We start from the raw sequence: 15,543 nt of genomic DNA, 5'->3' as shown, positions 1-15,543 counted from the left end.
ACATGCTTCTATATGTACCCGGAAAACCAATAGGTGACCATGTACCATCTCGTGTGCGTTCACTGCGGTGCCACGTATTCCGCTGACGAGATCCTCTATAACTGTAAAAAATGCGGTCACCTGCTCGCGGTAAAATATCCTCTTGATACAATAACCGTGAAGCGTTCCACCTGGGACGCCCGCCCGCTCTCGGTCTGGCGCTACAAGGAGCTCCTCCCGGTGCATATTGAGCCGGTTTCCCTGCAGGAAGGAGGTACCCCCCTCTACCACTTAAAACGCCTCGGGGAAGAGATGGGGCTGAAGCACCTTTATGCGAAACACGAAGGGATGAACCCGTCGGGCTCTTTTAAGGATCGCGGGATGACCGTGGGCGTCTCCATGGCAATCCAGCTCAAGAAGAAGAGCGTTGCCTGCGCAAGCACCGGGAATACCTCGGCAAGCCTTGCAGTCTATGCCGCAAAAGCCGGGATCCCGGCAGTCGTGCTTCTCCCTGCGGGACACGTTGCTGTCGGAAAGATTGCCCAGGCACTGATGCACGGTGCAAAGGTTATCTCGATCCGGGGCAATTTCGACCGTGCACTCGAGATGGTCCACGATCTCTGCCTCACGCATGGGCTCTACCTCTTAAACTCGATCAATCCCTACCGGCTGGAGGGCCAAAAGACGATCGGGTTTGAGGCAATCGATCAGCTGGGATGCGTCCCCGACAGGATTGTCCTCCCGGTAGGAAACGCTGGAAATATTTCCGCGGTGTACAAAGGGCTGCTGGAACTTGAGGCACTGGACTTTATCAATAGCCTGCCAAAAATGACCGGCATTCAGGCCACCGGTGCAAGCCCTGTCGTCAGGGCAATAAAGGAGAACCTGCCCGTTGTCCAGACCGAGGAGAATCCCGAGACCCTTGCCTCAGCAATCCGGATCGGTGCACCTGTAAATGCAGAGAAGGCGCTTGTTGCAATCCGTAAGACCGGAGGAACAGCCGAATCGGTGACTGATGATGAGATCCTTGCGATGCAGCGCGATCTCGCACGCAAGGAAGGAATCGGCGTGGAACCTGCATCTGCCGCATCAGTGGCCGGCATCCGCAAGCTCGTAGAGATGGGTGCGATCGACCGCGATGAGAAGATTGTCTGTGTGGTGACCGGTCACCTCTTAAAAGACCCGGAAACAGTGATTAAACAATGCGAACCCCCAATCGAGATCGATGCGGACCTGCCCTCGCTGCTCTCTGCGTTGCACTTGTGATCATCCTTGGTGTCCCCCCTGTCGGGGCACTTGATGCCACGTACCAGGTGCTGCCCAACGCTACATCGTATGCCGCCCGGGTTGATATCACCGGTGCGTCGGACTATCTGTTTGCCGATACCGACATGCTGGGAGAGAATGTCCCTGTGAGCGTCACCAATGTGACCCTGATCGCGGAGAATGGCACTCCGGTGGACGTTAACTGGACAAAACCGTGGAACGCCCCCTCGTCAATTTCCTTTCCCAAAGGGAATTACACCGTTGCCTACGTAGCACCGTTAAGCAACAACCAGATTCAGGAATCGTATTTCTCACCATACAACGTGAGCGTGAATCTGCCCGGGGAATACGATGTACGCAACCCGCTCCTTGCGGGGTTGAGTCAGGGTGCAAACGTGACCCGGCTTCCGGACAATTCCACGGTGGTATCCTGGAACCAGACCACCTCTTTTGAGATCCGGTTCTATGACCAGGCCCGGGAAGACCTGCTGTACCTCTTTGCCGAGTTTATGGTAATTCTTGCAACCATCCTGTTACTGCCTTTCTTCCTGACAAGAAAACCGCCGGAAGAATAGCGGGAGCAGGACTCCGGCATAACTACCTTTTTTTTTAGAGAGAAACTATCAGGATCCCTACCGCCGGGAGGAATGCCACCGGAACAAAAACCGCAAAGATTATTGTAATACTGCCCCCAGATCAGGAGCGATGAAGCGGGTTACCGCGGTGGCAACCGGCAACGTGCAGGGGGTGGGATACCGGCATTATATATCCGAATGCGCCCACCATCTCGGGCTGCATGGCTCGGTGCAGAATATGCAGGACGGCTCCGTGCACATGGTTGCAGAAGGATCCCCCGCAGCGCTCGATGATTTTCTCCGGCTGGTATGGGCCCGGGGAGATCCGCGGATCCATGTCGAGAACCTGCAGGTGACCGAGGGAGGGGCCACCGGGGAATTTAAGGGATTCTGGGTTGTGTGGTAATTTTTCCGGACGATACGGAAGTGTACCGGGCATATGCCAAAAAACCAGTCCAAGGACCGGGTGGAAAAAAGAAAAAAATTACTGTAACCCGAATGACTTTAAGGTCACATCAGTATTGACCGCGCCCACACGGTAGACGCTGCCATCGGAAAGTTCGTTGATGATGACTTCCGCGGGAGAGAAGAGCGAGGTATCGATCTTGTAGAAGTCGTACCCTGCTTCCTTGAAGATGTCGTTGAACGGCTTGCCGTAGCCCTTGGATTTGCTGCTCGGGATCTTCTCAAGGTAGTCCTTGATCTCCGGCGCATTCATCGTGAGCTGGATCTGGCCGTGGTAGATGGTTGCATCGTTTGTCACGCCCATCGCACGCTTGGCGCCCCGTACCGGCGGGATTGGGGCTGTGCCTATGGCGGATGCGATCTTCCGGGTGTCAAAGCCAAGTTCGTTTAACTTGTAGATCGCTGTTTCCACGCAGCGGCCCGACACCTGGATCGAGCCGACAATCGAGGAAGTCGGCGCAACCACGGCACAGGTGTTTGCCACATCCACATGGCATTCCTCTGCGATCTTATTCATGACTTCTGCGTTTGGCAGGTGATCGGATTCGAGGCAGATCACAGCGCAGTCATAGTCGTCTTCGTAATCGATCACTTCATAGGTGTGCTTGGGCTTGAGGGAGAGCGCCCGGGCCGGGCCGCTGCCCATCGCAAAATAGTTCCCTACCTTGACCGTCCAGCCGGCTTTCTGTGCGCCGAGGCAGGCAATCGAGGGAAAATCGGTATTTACATCGATGAACGGCTGGGGGAACTCCTTGATCTGTCCCATCCGGAAGTTAACCTCTCCAAGACCGCCCATGCAGATCTCGGTAAATGCCCGCCCTGCTGCATACCCGCCCCGTGTGCTGACTCCGCAGTCAACGATGCGTGCGCCATTGTCGAGCTCGTGGTATACTGCGTTGAACTCCTCCGCCAGATCGGCGAGGTTGTCAAATATTTCAAGTGCCAGTTCGTTAACACTTAACATAGAAAAACCCCTGTCTCATAAGATGAGGGGGCTCAAATAGATAAGATTTTTGAAAATATTCCGTCGGCCTTATAAAAGATATTCCAGCACCCGGGCCGGTTCGTACCGGAGCGTGATCACCCGGGTCCGGCCCTTCCCGTCGCGGTAATGGAGATTGACCAGCCGCATCGCATCCATCTTTTTTACGATCTCGTAGAACCGGGTATACCCGAGCGGCACCTTCTCCTTGATGGACTTGTACACTTCTCCGGCGTTCATCTCGGTACCACCGGCACTTGCTGCGGCCAGCTCCCGGAGAACCCTGCGCTCCTCGTCTTTGAGGGTCCGCAGTGTGTATTCCAGGTGGAGATACTTCGAAACCGCATATGCGCCGCAGATATCCCCCCGCTCGATGCTGCGCCGGGCGGCCCGCTCTGCATTGAGCGCAGCCCGTTTGAGGAGATCGATTCCTACCCGTAGATCGCCGCTTTTCTGGGTCTGCTCCACGACAAGATTGAGCATCTCGTCGCTTAAGACCCCGGTGAAAAAACCCTGCATCACCCGGGCGGTCATAATCTCCCGGACTTCTTCATTACCATACGGCGGGAAATAGATCTCGGTGGGGCGGAGGACCGAGGAGACCCGTGCATCCACTGCCCGCGAGAGGTCCACATCCGGGTCGCTGATAATCACGATCACTCCGATCCTGACACCCTCGTAGGATTCGTGTGCCCGGAGCAGGGTATACAGTACGGTATTGAGCTCGTTCTCGTAGAGAAGGTAATTGGCATCATCGAGGGCTACCAGCAGCACGCATTCCTCCTTCTGGAGCATGCGGGCCACCGCATCAAAGACCTGCTTGAACGACGTTCCCGATGCAGGAGGGAGATGACCCGAGAGTTTCTTGTATATCTGGGAGAGGATGGCAAACTTGGTATTGTCCATCTGGCAGTTGACGTGGACCGGTACCAGTTTCTTTGTAGTCTCCTCGATCTCCTGGAAAAGTTTCTTGATACTGGTGGTTTTGCCGGAACCAGGCAGGCCCTTGCAGATCGTATTGAGGGGACGGCCGCCCCGGAGTCCGGGCTTTATCTGGAACGCGAGTTCGCGCATCTGGGCATCACGGAACTCGAACTGCTCGGGGATATAATCGATCTCAAAAACATCGGGGTCCCTGAACAGGGATTCATCCCACATCAGCAGGTTCTTTTTCATCGCTAGTACTCCATCAACGTTGCAAATGATAACAGCTCTGGTAAACCGGATCAGCCCCTCATCCGCCAAACTTATATCCGCCTGTACAAGAAACGAAGATGCGGATGAGGCAAATGATGAAAGTTACCCCCACTGACATTCGTGATGAAGCAGGGGACTGATGCCACATCGCCTTTTAAAAAAAATTATGCAAAGAGGAATGAGAGGAGCTCAGTTGCCTTCCGTGTCCCAAGCATCCCCGACTGTGCCTCTTTCTCGGAGAACTGTGTGCAGGAATCCGTACCTTTGCCTGTCACTACGAACGGCACCGGTTCACGGGAATGCGTTTTAATCCGGATCGGTGTCGGGTGATCCGGGAGAACCGCAATAATGCCATCAAACTCTGCTCGTATGGCACCGGCCACCCTGTCCACGTTCTCGATGGCCCGGACTTTCTCCTCTATACTCCCTTCGTGCCCGGCCTCATCGGGAGCTTCGATATGGACATAGACAAAATCAAGGCGCCGGATTGCATCGAGTGCATACCGTGCCTTTGCCATATAGTCCGTATCGAAATATCCCGTGGCGCCGGGGACTTTGATGACCTCCATGCCGGCACAGCGGGCAATGCCGTTTAAGAGATCGACGGCCGATATCATGCCTCCCCGGCGATGGTACTTTTCAAAGAAGGAAGGAAAGGCCGGGCGCCGCCCGCCGCTCCACGGCCAGATCTGCGTTGCCGGCAGTTTTCCTGCCCGGACGCGTGCCACGTTTACCGGGTGGCCGGCAAACACCTCGCGGCTCTTTGCCATGGCAGACAGCAGGATATCGGCGTCGCCGTTCCGGGGCAGGTAGGCTGCGATCGGCTGGCCCACGATATCATGAGGTGCGGAGGAGTCAGCTGCCGACCCGTTGGGGACGACAAGGAGGTTGCGGTAACTGACCCCGGCCCGGAGGAGAACACGCGGAACCGCGGGGGCAAGAGACGCAAAAAGTTCCGCTGCTTCTGCACTGCTGATGTGGCCTGCGGAAAAATCCGCCATAATCTCATCCCTGACAGTCACGATGTTGCACCGGTATGCAACATCGGTCGGAGCGAGATCAACGCCCATGCTCAGCGCTTCCAGGGGCCCGCGGCCGGTATAGTACTTTTCCGGCGCATACCCGAGGATAGACATGTTCGCGATATCGCTTCCCGCCTCAAAACCATCAGGAATCGTGTGCAGCATGCCGCACGCACCTTCCTGTGCCATCCGGTCCAGGTTGGGCGTCTTTGCGTACTCTAACGGGGTCTTTCCCCCCAGTTCCGGGATCTGCTCATCTGCCATGCCATCCCCAAGAATAAGGATACACTTCATAAAAATCCCCTTATCCGGATCGGACCAGGTCGCGGGCAGCAAGCCGTACGCTCTCCCGGGATCCAAGTTCGGGCTTCCAGCGCTTGCCTTTGATCCGTTCGATGGACAACTGCATCCGGGGCACATCGCCCACCCAGCCGCGCTCGCCTCCCGTGAATCGGAACTTCACGTCCGGCAGGTGCATCTCCTCGGCCACGATCTCGGCGATGCTCTTTACATCGATCCAGTCCTCGGAACCGATGTTGAAGATATTGACTGTCCCCCGTGTGCGCAGGGCAAAGAGCATGGCGGCAACGCACTCGTGTACTTCAAGATAGGACTTGGCCTGTTTCCCGTCCCCAAGGATCTCAAGTTCGGCCGGGTTTTCCCTGAGTTTCCTGATGAAATCCGTGATAACGCCATGGCCGCTGCGCTCGCCCACGATATTGGCAAACCGGTAGATCCAGGATTTCATGCCAAAGGAATAGCAGTACGAGGAGATCAGCGCCTCGCAGGCCAGCTTGCTTGCCCCGTACACGGATATAGGAAGGAGGGGGGCATAATCCTCCGGCGTGGGAATAACGGTTGCATCGCCATATACGGTGGATGTGGAGGTAAACACGAGCTCCGTGACCTCGTACCGGCGCATTGCCTCAAGAACCCGGTACGTGGCCATGATATTGTTCTGCATTGTGGGATCAGGATTAATGGCGCTCTGCCGGACATCCGGGTCCGCTGCAAGGTGGAAGAGGCGGTCCGCCCCATCGATATGTTCCTGCCAGCCGTCGTCCAGCAGGTCAGCCCGGACAAACCGGGCCGCGCCGTTGTCGATGTGCCGGGCAATACATTCCCGGCGTCCTGCACAGAGCGAGTCGATGACCAGCACCTCGTTACCCTGGGCAACGAGCGTGTCAACCAGATGGGAGCCGATAAACCCGGCCCCGCCTGTCACCACATCAAACATCAATACCTAATATGTAGGTTATGCTATAGGATTACTGCTATGTTCATCGGGATCGATCACGGCACGACCGCCATGCGCTTCTCCTCAGAGACCGGGCAGTTCAAGCTGACGCGCGAGGAGGCCACCGGCTTTTCCGTTGCAGATCTCGGCCGCCTCTGCCCCCCCGAAGAGATCGAGGGGATCGCCCTGTGTTACTCGATGGGCGACAACTTCTCCCGGATTACCGGGATCGACAAGATAAAAAACCGGGGCATTGTCAGCCGCGAGGGTGCGGGCAAGCATGTCGGCGGCGGTACAAAGGTCTTTGACGAGATCAAAAAAAGCGGCCTGCCCACTGTGGTCATCCCCGGCCTGCACCGGGACTCCCCGACCGATCCCCGATTCAAGGCGTACTCCCACCAGTCCAGCCCGGAAAAGATCGGGATTGCATTTGAGGTCTGCCAGGACCTGGGAGACGATGTCGTAGTCTCGGATGCCAGTTCCAACACCGTGACCCTGCTTGTTTCGGCGGGAAAACTGGTCGGGGCATTTGATGCCTGTATCTTTGCCCCCGGCACCCGGCACGGTGCGCTGGATGTCGATGCCATCCGCCGGGTGGATGCGGGAGAATGCACCGCAAACGAGGCCTTCCAGCAGGCCGGGGTGAACTATTCCCTTCCCGATGACGAGTCCCTGCGTATCCGGACCGTGGCCATGTTCTCGGCCATGGAATGCGCGGCACTCCTGCTGCTCAACCCGCGCGCCCAAGTCGCGCTTGCCGGGTCACTTGCCCCCCTTCTTGCCCCTGAAGTTGAATCGCTTCTGGGCACGGATGTGGCCGTTTACGATGAATGGTGCGCATCCCGCGGTCTGGCACGTATTGCCCGCGAAGTCTTTTCCGGGGCAGAAGAGATCCTTGGCCTCGATGTGGATCTCTAGATTTATATCGATTTATCATGTAAAATTACTGAGGGGTTTTTCTTTGAGAGAACTTCGTATCCACGGCAGGGGTGGCCAGGGATCGGTCACCGCTGCGGAACTTATTGCTGTTGCTGCGTTTGAAGGGGGCGTTTTTTCGCAGGCGTTCCCGGCCTTTGGTGTCGAACGGCGCGGTGCCCCGGTGCAGGCATTCGTACGGTTTGACGACCGTAAGATCCGGCTCCGGAGCCAGGTGTACGAACCGGACTATATCATTGTCCAGGACAGCACGCTCATCAAAGACGTGAATGTTTTTTCGGGAGTAAAAAAGGGTGGCATCGTGATTGTCAATACCGAAAAGGCACCGGATTACCAAGTGCCCGAAGGCGTTAAGCTGATCACCATCGATGCGACATCCATTGCGCTCAAGGTGATCGGGCTTCCCATCACCAATACTTCCCTCATGGGAGCATTTGCCGCAGCAACCGGCGAGATCAAGTTCGATGCACTCAGGAATGCACTCTACCACCGGTTCCCAAAAGAGCTCGCGGAGAAGAATATCGAGGCAGCGCGGCAGGCGTTCGAGCACGTGAAGGGGGCGGCGGCATAATGGCGCTTGCAATCGGCTGCCGGGCCCGGCCCGGAAAATCACGGGACAACAAGACCGGTTCGTGGCGGGTCTTCAAGCCCATCTTCGACCACGGCAAGTGTTCCAAGTGCGGGACCTGCCAGATCATCTGCCCCGAAGGTTGCATCACCGAAGATACCGAAGGGTTCTTCGATCCCGATTATGCCTACTGCAAGGGCTGCGGCATGTGCGCAACCGAGTGTCCGAAAGATGCGATCGCAATGAAACAGGAGGAGAAGTAGATGCTTGAAATCACCGAAGGCTCGATGGCTGTCGCCGAGGCGGTCCGGCTCTGCCGCCCGCAGGTCGTCTCCGCGTACCCGATCACCCCCCAGACCCACATCGTCGAAGCGCTCGCCGAGATGGTTGCAAACGGGAAACTTGACGCGGACTACATCACGGTCGAGAGCGAGTTCTCCGCGCTCTCCGCCTGCCTTGGGGCGAGCGCCGCGGGATCCCGGACGTACTCCGCCACCACCTCGCAGGGCCTTGCCCTGATGTACGAGGTCTGCTTCAACGTGGCCGGCATGCGCCTGCCCATTGTTATGACCATTGCCAACCGGGCCATGGGCGCCCCGCTCTCCATCTGGAACGACCAGCAGGACTCGATTTCCCTGCGGGACTCCGGCTGGCTCCAGTTCTATGCCGAGGACAACCAGGAAGCAACCGACCTCCACTATATCGCCTACAAGGTAGCGGAAAACCCCACCGTGCAGCTCCCGGCGATGGTCTGTTTTGACGGATTTATTCTCTCGCATACGTACGAGCCGGTGGACATGATCTCGCAGGAGGATGCGGACAAGTACCTCCCGAAGTTTTCGCCAAAGGAACGGCTCGATGCAGCCGACCCCATCAGTTTCGGGATGTACGCAACGCCCGAGTATTACCTTGAGTTCCGGTACGAGATCGACAAGGCCGTCAAGGAAGCAGCGGTCGCGATCCGGGCAGCAGGGGCCGAGTTCGGGAAGATGTTCGGCCGTGACTACAGCGCTCTTGTCGAGGGCTACCAGCTTGAGGATGCAGAGACCGTGATCGTTGCCATGGGTTCGATCTGCGGTACCGTCAAGGACACCATCGACGAGATGCGAAAAGAAGGAAAGAAAGTCGGGCTTCTGAAGATCCGGGTCTTCCGCCCGTTCCCGTCAGAAGATGTGGCAAAGGCCCTCAAAGGCGCAAAGCACGTTGCCGTGCTCGACAAGAACATCTCGCTTGGCGCGAAAGGTGCCACCGCACTCGAAGTAAAAGACGCACTCTACGGTTCCGGCATCCCGGTGTACGATTACATCATCGGACTTGGCGGAAGAGATGTGCGCAAGAAGGACATCCGCGAGGTTGTCGCGCTTGCCGAAAAAGGTAAGGGAGATCAGTTTATCGGGCTGCGTAAGGAGGTGCTCTAAATCATGGCGGACAAATCCTGCGAACTTTTCGACGCCGGCCACCGGGCCTGCGGAGGATGCGGGGCGGCACTTGCCGCACGGCTCATGCTCAAGGCGGCCGGACCGGAGTCCATTGTCGTCTCTTCAACGGGCTGCATGGAAGTCTTCTCCACGCCGTACCCCGAGACTGCGTGGAAGGTCCCGTGGATACACTCGCTCTTTGAGAACGCTTCGGCAGTTGCCTCCGGGATAGAGTCCTCCCTCAAGAAGCAGGGCAGGAAAGAGAAAGTCATCGTGATGGCCGGCGACGGCGCGACCTTTGATATCGGGATGCTCTGCATCAGCGGCGCGTTCGAACGCGGCCACGATATCACCTACATCTGCTACGATAACGAGGCCTATATGAACACCGGTATCCAGCGGTCCGGTGCAACGCCGTACGATGCGAGTACGACCACGAGCCCGGCAGGCTCCCAGTCCTTCGGGAACAAGCGCCCGAAAAAGGACATGCCAGCGATCCTTGCGGCCCACGGTTCTCCCTATGTGGCAACGGCATCGATTGCCTACCCAAACGACCTGCTCCAGAAAGTGGAAAAGGCGCTCAACACCGTTGGCCCGACCTATGTCCAGATCCATGTACCCTGCTGCACCGGCTGGGGATTCGAAGGCGAGCAGACGATCGCGATTGCAAAACTCGCCATCGAGACCGGCCTCTGGGTGAACTACGAGATGGTGGACGGAAAGGTGACCAAGGCAAAGAAAGTGGTCAGGAAACCCGTCGAGGAGTACCTCAAGACCCAGAAACGGTTCCGCCATCTCTTCAAGCCCAAGAGGCAGGACGCCGAGATCGCGGCGATCCAGGCCTTGGCCGACAAGAATGCCGAGAAGTATGGCATTGATATCAAGATAGCGAAGAAAGAGTAACCTTTTTTTTTGTGAGGATATATGGCGTCGGCTGATTGCGACGATCCGCCATGAACCTGTCAGCACCTTATATGCATATCCTCATCGCTCCCCTCATGCCCGACAGGCTTTCCTGCCGGCATGCGGCTGCCCCTTTTATCTCCGGAGCCAGAAGGTAAATGGTTCGGCATAGACGGTTTCATGCGCCTTCCTGACCGGGTCGTAGCCGGGACCGTCCCTGAGGAAATACTTCACAACCATGGATCGGTCATGGGCATCAGTGACCACGGTCCAGACAGGCCGGAAGATCTCGCCGGTGAAATGAGGGTCCGGCGCAGTGTCCATGTTTGCCTCGACCAGAGCCATGGCATTCCAGACATCATCCGTGGTAAACTTCCCGGCGTGGCCGGCCACGAAATCATGCAGTTTCCTCCTCCTGACCGTGTCATCGTAGGGCTCATCAGGATATTTCGGGACCATTGCGGTGACATCCGGGTGCAGGTGAACTGCATAGTTGGTCAGGGGGACCGGGATATTTTTGTAGTCCGTAAAGACTACCCGGTTCTTCTTCGTGTCGATCTCCACAATGACAGCGTTCCCTGAGGTATCAAAGATCAGGGCATGCATGGCGGCCAGGCCGAATACCGTCATGGTGACTGCCCGGAGTTTCTCTTTTGCTTCGGCAACCGTGGCGCACTGCTCCAGCACCATCCTCATCGCATGGCTGAAGCTGATTGCGGTGCTCTTACCGCCCCCGAGGGGGGCTTCCGGATCCGCGGTGTTCACATCTTCGTCATCCTGCAGGAGCTGAACAACCAGTCCCATCTCATTGATCCCGTCGGTAAACACGTTCGCGAGTTCCGTGCTCCCGAGCACCAGGGTCGCGTAGCCGTTATCGGGGTAAAGTTCCAGCACGTAGGCCTGTCCCAGGAGGTTGGTCATGATCGCTTCCAGGGAATTCTTCGGGAATTTCTTTTTCCCGTCTTTGCCAGGAGCGGCAACCCAGTCGGTGTTCCTCCCGGACGTGGCATGGCCCGACGCCGTCATCGATGGCGGAAGGAAGAGGGCGGAACAGGCCGGGGTCATGACCGTGAGGGGCAGGATCGAGGCATCGACCGAGGTATCGGCGGGGTCGATTCCGTAGGCCCTTTTGATCCCTCTGATCTTTTCCGCCAGACAGGGGTAAACGGACCTGATGTACGCTTCCTTCTCCATTCCCACCGCCGGGCTGGTAAAAGAAAGGAGTTTTACCCCGTATTTTTCCTTTGCAAGCTTCCCCAGCTCGTATCCGATTGCTTCCCAGGTTCCCCCGCGGATGACAATGTGGTCCACATCCCCCCGGGATGCGGTAAGCAGCACGCGACGGGTTACACGGGGGGCTGGGGAGGCCCGGCCCGGGTGTACGCCGGCAACCCCGGCAAAAACCGCCGGGACCATAAGAGAAATGGTCACTAACCCTGTCAGGAGATCCATATGTTCCTGTAACCCGCGGGACTGATGTTCCTTGCGGTGCGGGGGTGCGGGATACGTCACGCACATTTGGTATTTCCATTAGTCTGGCCCGGACGGTTCCGCCACCTTTTCAAGCCCAAGAGGCAGAATGCCGGGATTGCGGCCATTCAAGGCCTTGGCCGACAAGAATGCCGAGAAGTACGGTATTGATAGCAAGAAAACGAAGAAAGAGTAAATTCCTTTTTTGCATCCGGTGAAATTCAAAGAAGAATATATCCCACCTGTCAGAAAAGAAGGGACGAAATATCATAAAAGTTCAGGAAATTGTTCAACAGAAAGATCGGTAACCTTTATGGTGATCCGCCGGGTTCCCCGGGCAATCTCCGGGTGAGGCTATCACGGGCGAGCGCGCTTAAATGCAGTCCGATGGCTTCTGCACTATTTTTCTTCGCCTCTGACTCGGTCTTTCCCTGAGAGACACAGCCCGGGAGTGCCGGTATGGTGACGATAACCCAGCCATCCTCATCCTGTTCAATCGCGATTTCGAAGTCAATTCCTCCTTTTCGTATTTCACTGATTGTTTTCATGTTTATGCCGAGGATACCGTTGGAAGGGCAATCCCCTTCCGGATCGTGACTGCAATCAGGGATTTTTGATCCCGGTATTCTTCCGGAGTAACGTGATTACATCAAGGGGCACTTTGAATTTTTTTACGGTATGCATCTCTGCATCTTTTGTGAGAAGTGCCCGGTCAAAAATATCCCGGTTTTTAAAATCCTCGGAGATTATTGCGATATCAATATCACTTCCCATTGTTGCAGTACCCGTGCTCGATGAGCCGAACAGGATAAGGTTGTTGATGCGGACTCCGTTATTCCGGAGTTGTGTGCCAAAAAAATTTACTGTTTCGAGGACTTTTGCATCAACCATGTCAGGATCTCCTTTGTTTAGGATATGATTTTTTGTGTCTTTGCTTTGGCATATTGTTCAAGGACTTCTTCAAGGTTATGGGGATAGCGTCCGGTTACTCCGATACGGTTGATAACAAACAGCGAAGAAAGAGTAATTTTTTTCTTTTTTGATTCGATAAGGGAAGAGCGTAGCTTCCCAACGGAACCTAAAAAATTATGTAAATAAAGAAAACATCTCATCTATGCCAAATAAGGGTATTGTTCAAACTGAACCTCTTGATAATCTAATCGATCAATGGAATAAAACTATCGAAGAAATTAGTGAAATTCCATTATCACTGAACCGAGCGAATAGATATCGTCATAAATTAGAAGCGGATTTAATAAAGTTCGGCTGGAATGATAATAACTATTCCAAATATACAGAAGAAGAAAAAAATAGAAAGATGGATGAATTGAGAACACGCCTATGCTTAGCAGTTGACAAGAGCATTAATCTCTATGACAGCAGAGAACATGAGAGAGAAATTGACAAACTAAAAAATAAAAAAGGGATTTTTGATAATGCAACGATCACCTTCGAAAATTTCCTGAACTTGTTCAATTTCTCCAAAAAATGACAAAATAATAGAATAAAAAAAATATCCATCAACCCTACTCTAAACCCAATCCCGACACTTTTAATAGATCTCAATCCGACATTAGTAGGTTATCGGGCTCGTGGTCTAGCGGTATGACGTCGCCCTTACACGGCGAAGGTCACCGGTTCGAATCCGGTCGGGCCCATCTCCTCTCTTTTCTCATGCGTGTGCGCGGGATCCCTCTTCTCATGACTTCCGGCGCAAGGTAATCCGGTTCCGGCCTGCTGCACAATGTTCAAAAACGTTCGTAAAGGAGGCGGCCCTTGGGGAAAAAAGTCCGGTTGCGCTGCCCGAGATTTCCAAAAATAGCGAGACGCGATATCGGCCGTTCACAAAATACGTTCGCGAAAGTTGCCGGACTTTTGGAAAAAAATCCGGCCATGATCCGGGGCTTCCGGGAAAAACCTGCTCCTGCCGGGGGTGCTGGTCCGGCTGACCCCCCATCCTCCTGATCAGGGTTACGCTTATCCGGGCCCGTATTGAGCCCGGATGGTCACCTTTTGATCCTATCGGAGCCCGAATTGGGCCCCGTTTAAAAATAAGCCAAAATTAGCCTTATTTTGGCAAACGGACGAAATAAAAAGTTCACGTAAACGCGTTTTGCGGGCCGATCCGGCATAAAACGGGCAATTGGTGGATCCCGGAAAAAAAGGCCGAAAAAAGGCCATTACAGGCCCATTATGGGCATTATATGGGGCTCAAATTTGGCGTATTTTGGCAAATAATCCTATATTTAGGCCCGGATTTATTCCCCAGGGAATCGGACGGTTTTACGGGCGTATTTTGGGGTGGCGGGAAGGCATCGCACGCGGGGGTAGGGGGACGGCAGCCCCCATCCCACCATCCATCTTTCCCTCAATGATCAGATAATTCCGGAAATGTCCTGGTCATGTGCTTGAGGATTCCGGAAAAACTTCGGCTCTGCTGCTGAGGATTTGTAAAAAAGAGCAGGACACGAGCTGAAGATTTTAAAAAATGTGTGGCTCAGCAGCGGAGGATTTTAAAAAATGAGCGGGGCGGGAGCGGAAGATTCCGGAAAATCGGTCATTCGGTTGCCGAGGATTTCAAAAAATGATCGATACGGTTCTGCACCAAAATCAGCCAACCCACGAATAATCATCATATTTTCCGACGGATGGTGAGAGAGACCCGCACATTTGCAGAAAAAAAAGCGAACAAGGAACGAAACATTTCCAAAAAAGAGCACGTTAGGAGCTGAAGATTTTGGAAAATGTTCCACTCAGCTGCTGAAGATTTTCAAAAAAGAGCGCGTCGGGAGCTGAGGATTCCAAAAAATTGGTCATCCCGCTGCTGAGGATTTCTAAAAATGAGCGGGGCGCGTGCGGACAATTCCGGAAAAAGTGCTGCTTTGCAGCCGTAATAAGAACAGGAAAAAAGGTTTTATGGAGTTACCGTTGCCGTGCTGGCGGAACTTGCCTTCTGGATGGAATCGATCTTAATGGCAAACGTCAGGTTCTGGCCGGCAAGCGGGGAGTTTGCGTCAATAGCAACACCTGCATCCGTAACATTGACCACGTAGACAATGTGTTCACTCCCATCCACCGAGCTCCTGAATCCCAGGGGTTCGCCGGGATAATAGGTCTGGTTGGCCGGGAGCTGGCTCGTGGGAACAATCCGCACAAGCGCCGGGTTATAGGCACCATATGCCTGATCGGGAGTAAGGGTCACATTCTTCTGCTCGTTAACCTTCATCCCCCGTACTGCCGCATCAAACCCGGGGATCATCTGGCCGCCGCCGACCGTGAAGGTGAGCGGGGATTTGCCGGCATTGGAATCAAAGACGGTCCCGTTATCGAACGTTCCGGTGTACGTGACATTAATTGTATCCCCAACTGCCACTACCGCCGGGGCAGCAAAATACACAAAATATACCGCAATACAGGCGATGATAATGGCTGCGACCGCCACGATGATTCCCGCAGTCTTATACTGCTGGCTGCGTGCAGCCACCTTCTCCTTTCCCTTGACTTTCTCAGATTTCTTCATAATGC

At 54.9% G+C, this 15,543-nt stretch carries 17 protein-coding genes and 1 tRNA gene; 10 read left to right on the top strand and 8 right to left on the bottom strand.

The window, feature by feature from the left end; all coding sequences use genetic code 11:
• The first annotated feature begins 39 nt into the window (after positions 1–39).
• From thrC to MBOO_RS03535, 3 genes are all read left to right on the top strand, one after another.
• Complete coding sequence (thrC, locus tag MBOO_RS03545; protein ID WP_012106223.1) at positions 40–1,245, top strand: threonine synthase; 1,206 nt, start codon at positions 40–42, stop codon at positions 1,243–1,245.
• On the top strand, positions 1,182–1,820 hold the full coding sequence (locus MBOO_RS03540) for a DUF5803 family protein (protein WP_232385624.1): 639 nt from the start codon (positions 1,182–1,184) through the stop codon (positions 1,818–1,820). Before thrC ends, MBOO_RS03540 begins: the two co-directional genes overlap by 64 nt.
• Before the next feature lie 130 nt (positions 1,821–1,950).
• Positions 1,951–2,226, top strand: a complete 276-nt coding sequence (locus MBOO_RS03535) for an acylphosphatase (RefSeq protein ID WP_012106221.1) — start codon at positions 1,951–1,953, stop codon at positions 2,224–2,226.
• Between the two features lie 78 nt (positions 2,227–2,304).
• Here MBOO_RS03535 and mch read toward each other — a convergent pair whose 3' ends face one another.
• From mch to MBOO_RS03515, 4 genes are all read right to left on the bottom strand, one after another.
• On the bottom strand, positions 2,305–3,249 hold the full coding sequence (gene mch / locus MBOO_RS03530; RefSeq protein ID WP_012106220.1) for a methenyltetrahydromethanopterin cyclohydrolase: 945 nt from the start codon (positions 3,247–3,249) through the stop codon (positions 2,305–2,307).
• 69 nt (positions 3,250–3,318) lie between these two features.
• Positions 3,319–4,443, bottom strand: coding sequence for an ORC1-type DNA replication protein (locus MBOO_RS03525; RefSeq protein WP_012106219.1), 1,125 nt, complete (start codon positions 4,441–4,443; stop codon positions 3,319–3,321).
• Between the two features lie 185 nt (positions 4,444–4,628).
• Positions 4,629–5,780 (bottom strand): cofactor-independent phosphoglycerate mutase, encoded by a 1,152-nt coding sequence (locus MBOO_RS03520; protein WP_012106218.1) that lies wholly within the window; start codon positions 5,778–5,780, stop codon positions 4,629–4,631.
• Between the two features lie 10 nt (positions 5,781–5,790).
• The gene (locus MBOO_RS03515) at positions 5,791–6,723 is read right to left on the bottom strand and encodes an NAD-dependent epimerase/dehydratase family protein (RefSeq protein WP_012106217.1); all 933 of its coding nucleotides are present in this window, start codon (positions 6,721–6,723) and stop codon (positions 5,791–5,793) included.
• A 39-nt stretch (positions 6,724–6,762) separates the two neighbouring features.
• On the opposite strand from MBOO_RS03515, the gene MBOO_RS03510 reads away from it, so the two are divergent.
• From MBOO_RS03510 to MBOO_RS03490, 5 genes are read left to right on the top strand one after another with little or no spacing between them, the layout of a single operon-like run.
• Positions 6,763–7,641, top strand: a complete 879-nt coding sequence (locus MBOO_RS03510) for a methanogenesis marker 12 protein (RefSeq protein WP_012106216.1) — start codon at positions 6,763–6,765, stop codon at positions 7,639–7,641.
• A gap of 43 nt (positions 7,642–7,684) precedes the next feature.
• Entirely contained in the window at positions 7,685–8,230 is a 546-nt protein-coding gene (locus MBOO_RS03505) for a pyruvate ferredoxin oxidoreductase subunit gamma (RefSeq protein ID WP_012106215.1), read from the top strand.
• Positions 8,230–8,490, top strand: a complete 261-nt coding sequence (locus MBOO_RS03500; RefSeq protein ID WP_012106214.1) for a 4Fe-4S binding protein — start codon at positions 8,230–8,232, stop codon at positions 8,488–8,490. The genes MBOO_RS03505 and MBOO_RS03500 overlap by 1 nt, the downstream gene beginning before the upstream one ends.
• Complete coding sequence (porA, locus tag MBOO_RS03495) at positions 8,491–9,645, top strand: pyruvate synthase subunit PorA (RefSeq protein WP_012106213.1); 1,155 nt, start codon at positions 8,491–8,493, stop codon at positions 9,643–9,645.
• A 3-nt stretch (positions 9,646–9,648) separates the two neighbouring features.
• Positions 9,649–10,548 (top strand): thiamine pyrophosphate-dependent enzyme, encoded by a 900-nt coding sequence (locus tag MBOO_RS03490; RefSeq protein ID WP_012106212.1) that lies wholly within the window; start codon positions 9,649–9,651, stop codon positions 10,546–10,548.
• A 135-nt stretch (positions 10,549–10,683) separates the two neighbouring features.
• Here MBOO_RS03490 and MBOO_RS03485 read toward each other — a convergent pair whose 3' ends face one another.
• The 3 genes from MBOO_RS03485 to MBOO_RS03475 form a co-directional block, all read right to left on the bottom strand.
• On the bottom strand, positions 10,684–12,000 hold the full coding sequence (locus MBOO_RS03485) for a C45 family autoproteolytic acyltransferase/hydolase (RefSeq protein ID WP_012106211.1): 1,317 nt from the start codon (positions 11,998–12,000) through the stop codon (positions 10,684–10,686).
• 329 nt (positions 12,001–12,329) lie between these two features.
• The gene (locus MBOO_RS03480) at positions 12,330–12,566 is read right to left on the bottom strand and encodes a type II toxin-antitoxin system HicB family antitoxin (protein ID WP_012106210.1); all 237 of its coding nucleotides are present in this window, start codon (positions 12,564–12,566) and stop codon (positions 12,330–12,332) included.
• 55 nt (positions 12,567–12,621) lie between these two features.
• Complete coding sequence (locus tag MBOO_RS03475; RefSeq protein ID WP_012106209.1) at positions 12,622–12,909, bottom strand: nucleotidyltransferase domain-containing protein; 288 nt, start codon at positions 12,907–12,909, stop codon at positions 12,622–12,624.
• Between the two features lie 223 nt (positions 12,910–13,132).
• Here MBOO_RS03475 and MBOO_RS03465 point away from each other — a divergent pair, with 223 nt between their 5' ends.
• Both MBOO_RS03465 and MBOO_RS03460 read left to right on the top strand, forming a co-directional pair.
• The gene (locus MBOO_RS03465; RefSeq protein ID WP_012106208.1) at positions 13,133–13,510 is read left to right on the top strand and encodes a hypothetical protein; all 378 of its coding nucleotides are present in this window, start codon (positions 13,133–13,135) and stop codon (positions 13,508–13,510) included.
• A 94-nt stretch (positions 13,511–13,604) separates the two neighbouring features.
• A tRNA-Val gene (locus MBOO_RS03460) sits at positions 13,605–13,676 on the top strand.
• A gap of 1,256 nt (positions 13,677–14,932) precedes the next feature.
• On the opposite strand, the gene MBOO_RS03450 is transcribed toward MBOO_RS03460, so the two are convergent.
• Complete coding sequence (locus MBOO_RS03450; RefSeq protein ID WP_157677582.1) at positions 14,933–15,538, bottom strand: FKBP-type peptidyl-prolyl cis-trans isomerase; 606 nt, start codon at positions 15,536–15,538, stop codon at positions 14,933–14,935.
• Between the last annotated feature and the right edge of the window lie 5 nt (positions 15,539–15,543).

This window comes from Methanoregula boonei 6A8 (assembly GCF_000017625.1).
Classification (GTDB): domain Archaea; phylum Halobacteriota; class Methanomicrobia; order Methanomicrobiales; family Methanospirillaceae; genus Methanoregula; species Methanoregula boonei.
Note: the sequence above shows the minus strand (reverse complement) of the source record. Positions and strands in the feature narration are given on the sequence as shown.

What these genes read in the sequence shown, in the direction of transcription:
- thrC (WP_012106223.1), top strand. Translation starts at nt 40, where the DNA reads ATGTACCATCTCGTGTGCGTTCACTGCGGTGCCACGTATTCCGCTGAC.
- MBOO_RS03540 (WP_232385624.1), top strand. Translation starts at nt 1,182, where the DNA reads ATGCGAACCCCCAATCGAGATCGATGCGGACCTGCCCTCGCTGCTCTC.
- MBOO_RS03535 (WP_012106221.1), top strand. Translation starts at nt 1,951, where the DNA reads ATGAAGCGGGTTACCGCGGTGGCAACCGGCAACGTGCAGGGGGTGGGA.
- mch (WP_012106220.1), bottom strand. Translation starts at nt 3,249, where the DNA reads ATGTTAAGTGTTAACGAACTGGCACTTGAAATATTTGACAACCTCGCC.
- MBOO_RS03525 (WP_012106219.1), bottom strand. Translation starts at nt 4,443, where the DNA reads ATGAAAAAGAACCTGCTGATGTGGGATGAATCCCTGTTCAGGGACCCC.
- MBOO_RS03520 (WP_012106218.1), bottom strand. Translation starts at nt 5,780, where the DNA reads ATGAAGTGTATCCTTATTCTTGGGGATGGCATGGCAGATGAGCAGATC.
- MBOO_RS03515 (WP_012106217.1), bottom strand. Translation starts at nt 6,723, where the DNA reads ATGTTTGATGTGGTGACAGGCGGGGCCGGGTTTATCGGCTCCCATCTG.
- MBOO_RS03510 (WP_012106216.1), top strand. Translation starts at nt 6,763, where the DNA reads ATGTTCATCGGGATCGATCACGGCACGACCGCCATGCGCTTCTCCTCA.
- MBOO_RS03500 (WP_012106214.1), top strand. Translation starts at nt 8,230, where the DNA reads ATGGCGCTTGCAATCGGCTGCCGGGCCCGGCCCGGAAAATCACGGGAC.
- porA (WP_012106213.1), top strand. Translation starts at nt 8,491, where the DNA reads ATGCTTGAAATCACCGAAGGCTCGATGGCTGTCGCCGAGGCGGTCCGG.
- MBOO_RS03490 (WP_012106212.1), top strand. Translation starts at nt 9,649, where the DNA reads ATGGCGGACAAATCCTGCGAACTTTTCGACGCCGGCCACCGGGCCTGC.
- MBOO_RS03485 (WP_012106211.1), bottom strand. Translation starts at nt 12,000, where the DNA reads ATGGATCTCCTGACAGGGTTAGTGACCATTTCTCTTATGGTCCCGGCG.
- MBOO_RS03480 (WP_012106210.1), bottom strand. Translation starts at nt 12,566, where the DNA reads ATGAAAACAATCAGTGAAATACGAAAAGGAGGAATTGACTTCGAAATC.
- MBOO_RS03475 (WP_012106209.1), bottom strand. Translation starts at nt 12,909, where the DNA reads ATGGTTGATGCAAAAGTCCTCGAAACAGTAAATTTTTTTGGCACACAA.
- MBOO_RS03465 (WP_012106208.1), top strand. Translation starts at nt 13,133, where the DNA reads ATGCCAAATAAGGGTATTGTTCAAACTGAACCTCTTGATAATCTAATC.
- MBOO_RS03450 (WP_157677582.1), bottom strand. Translation starts at nt 15,538, where the DNA reads ATGAAGAAATCTGAGAAAGTCAAGGGAAAGGAGAAGGTGGCTGCACGC.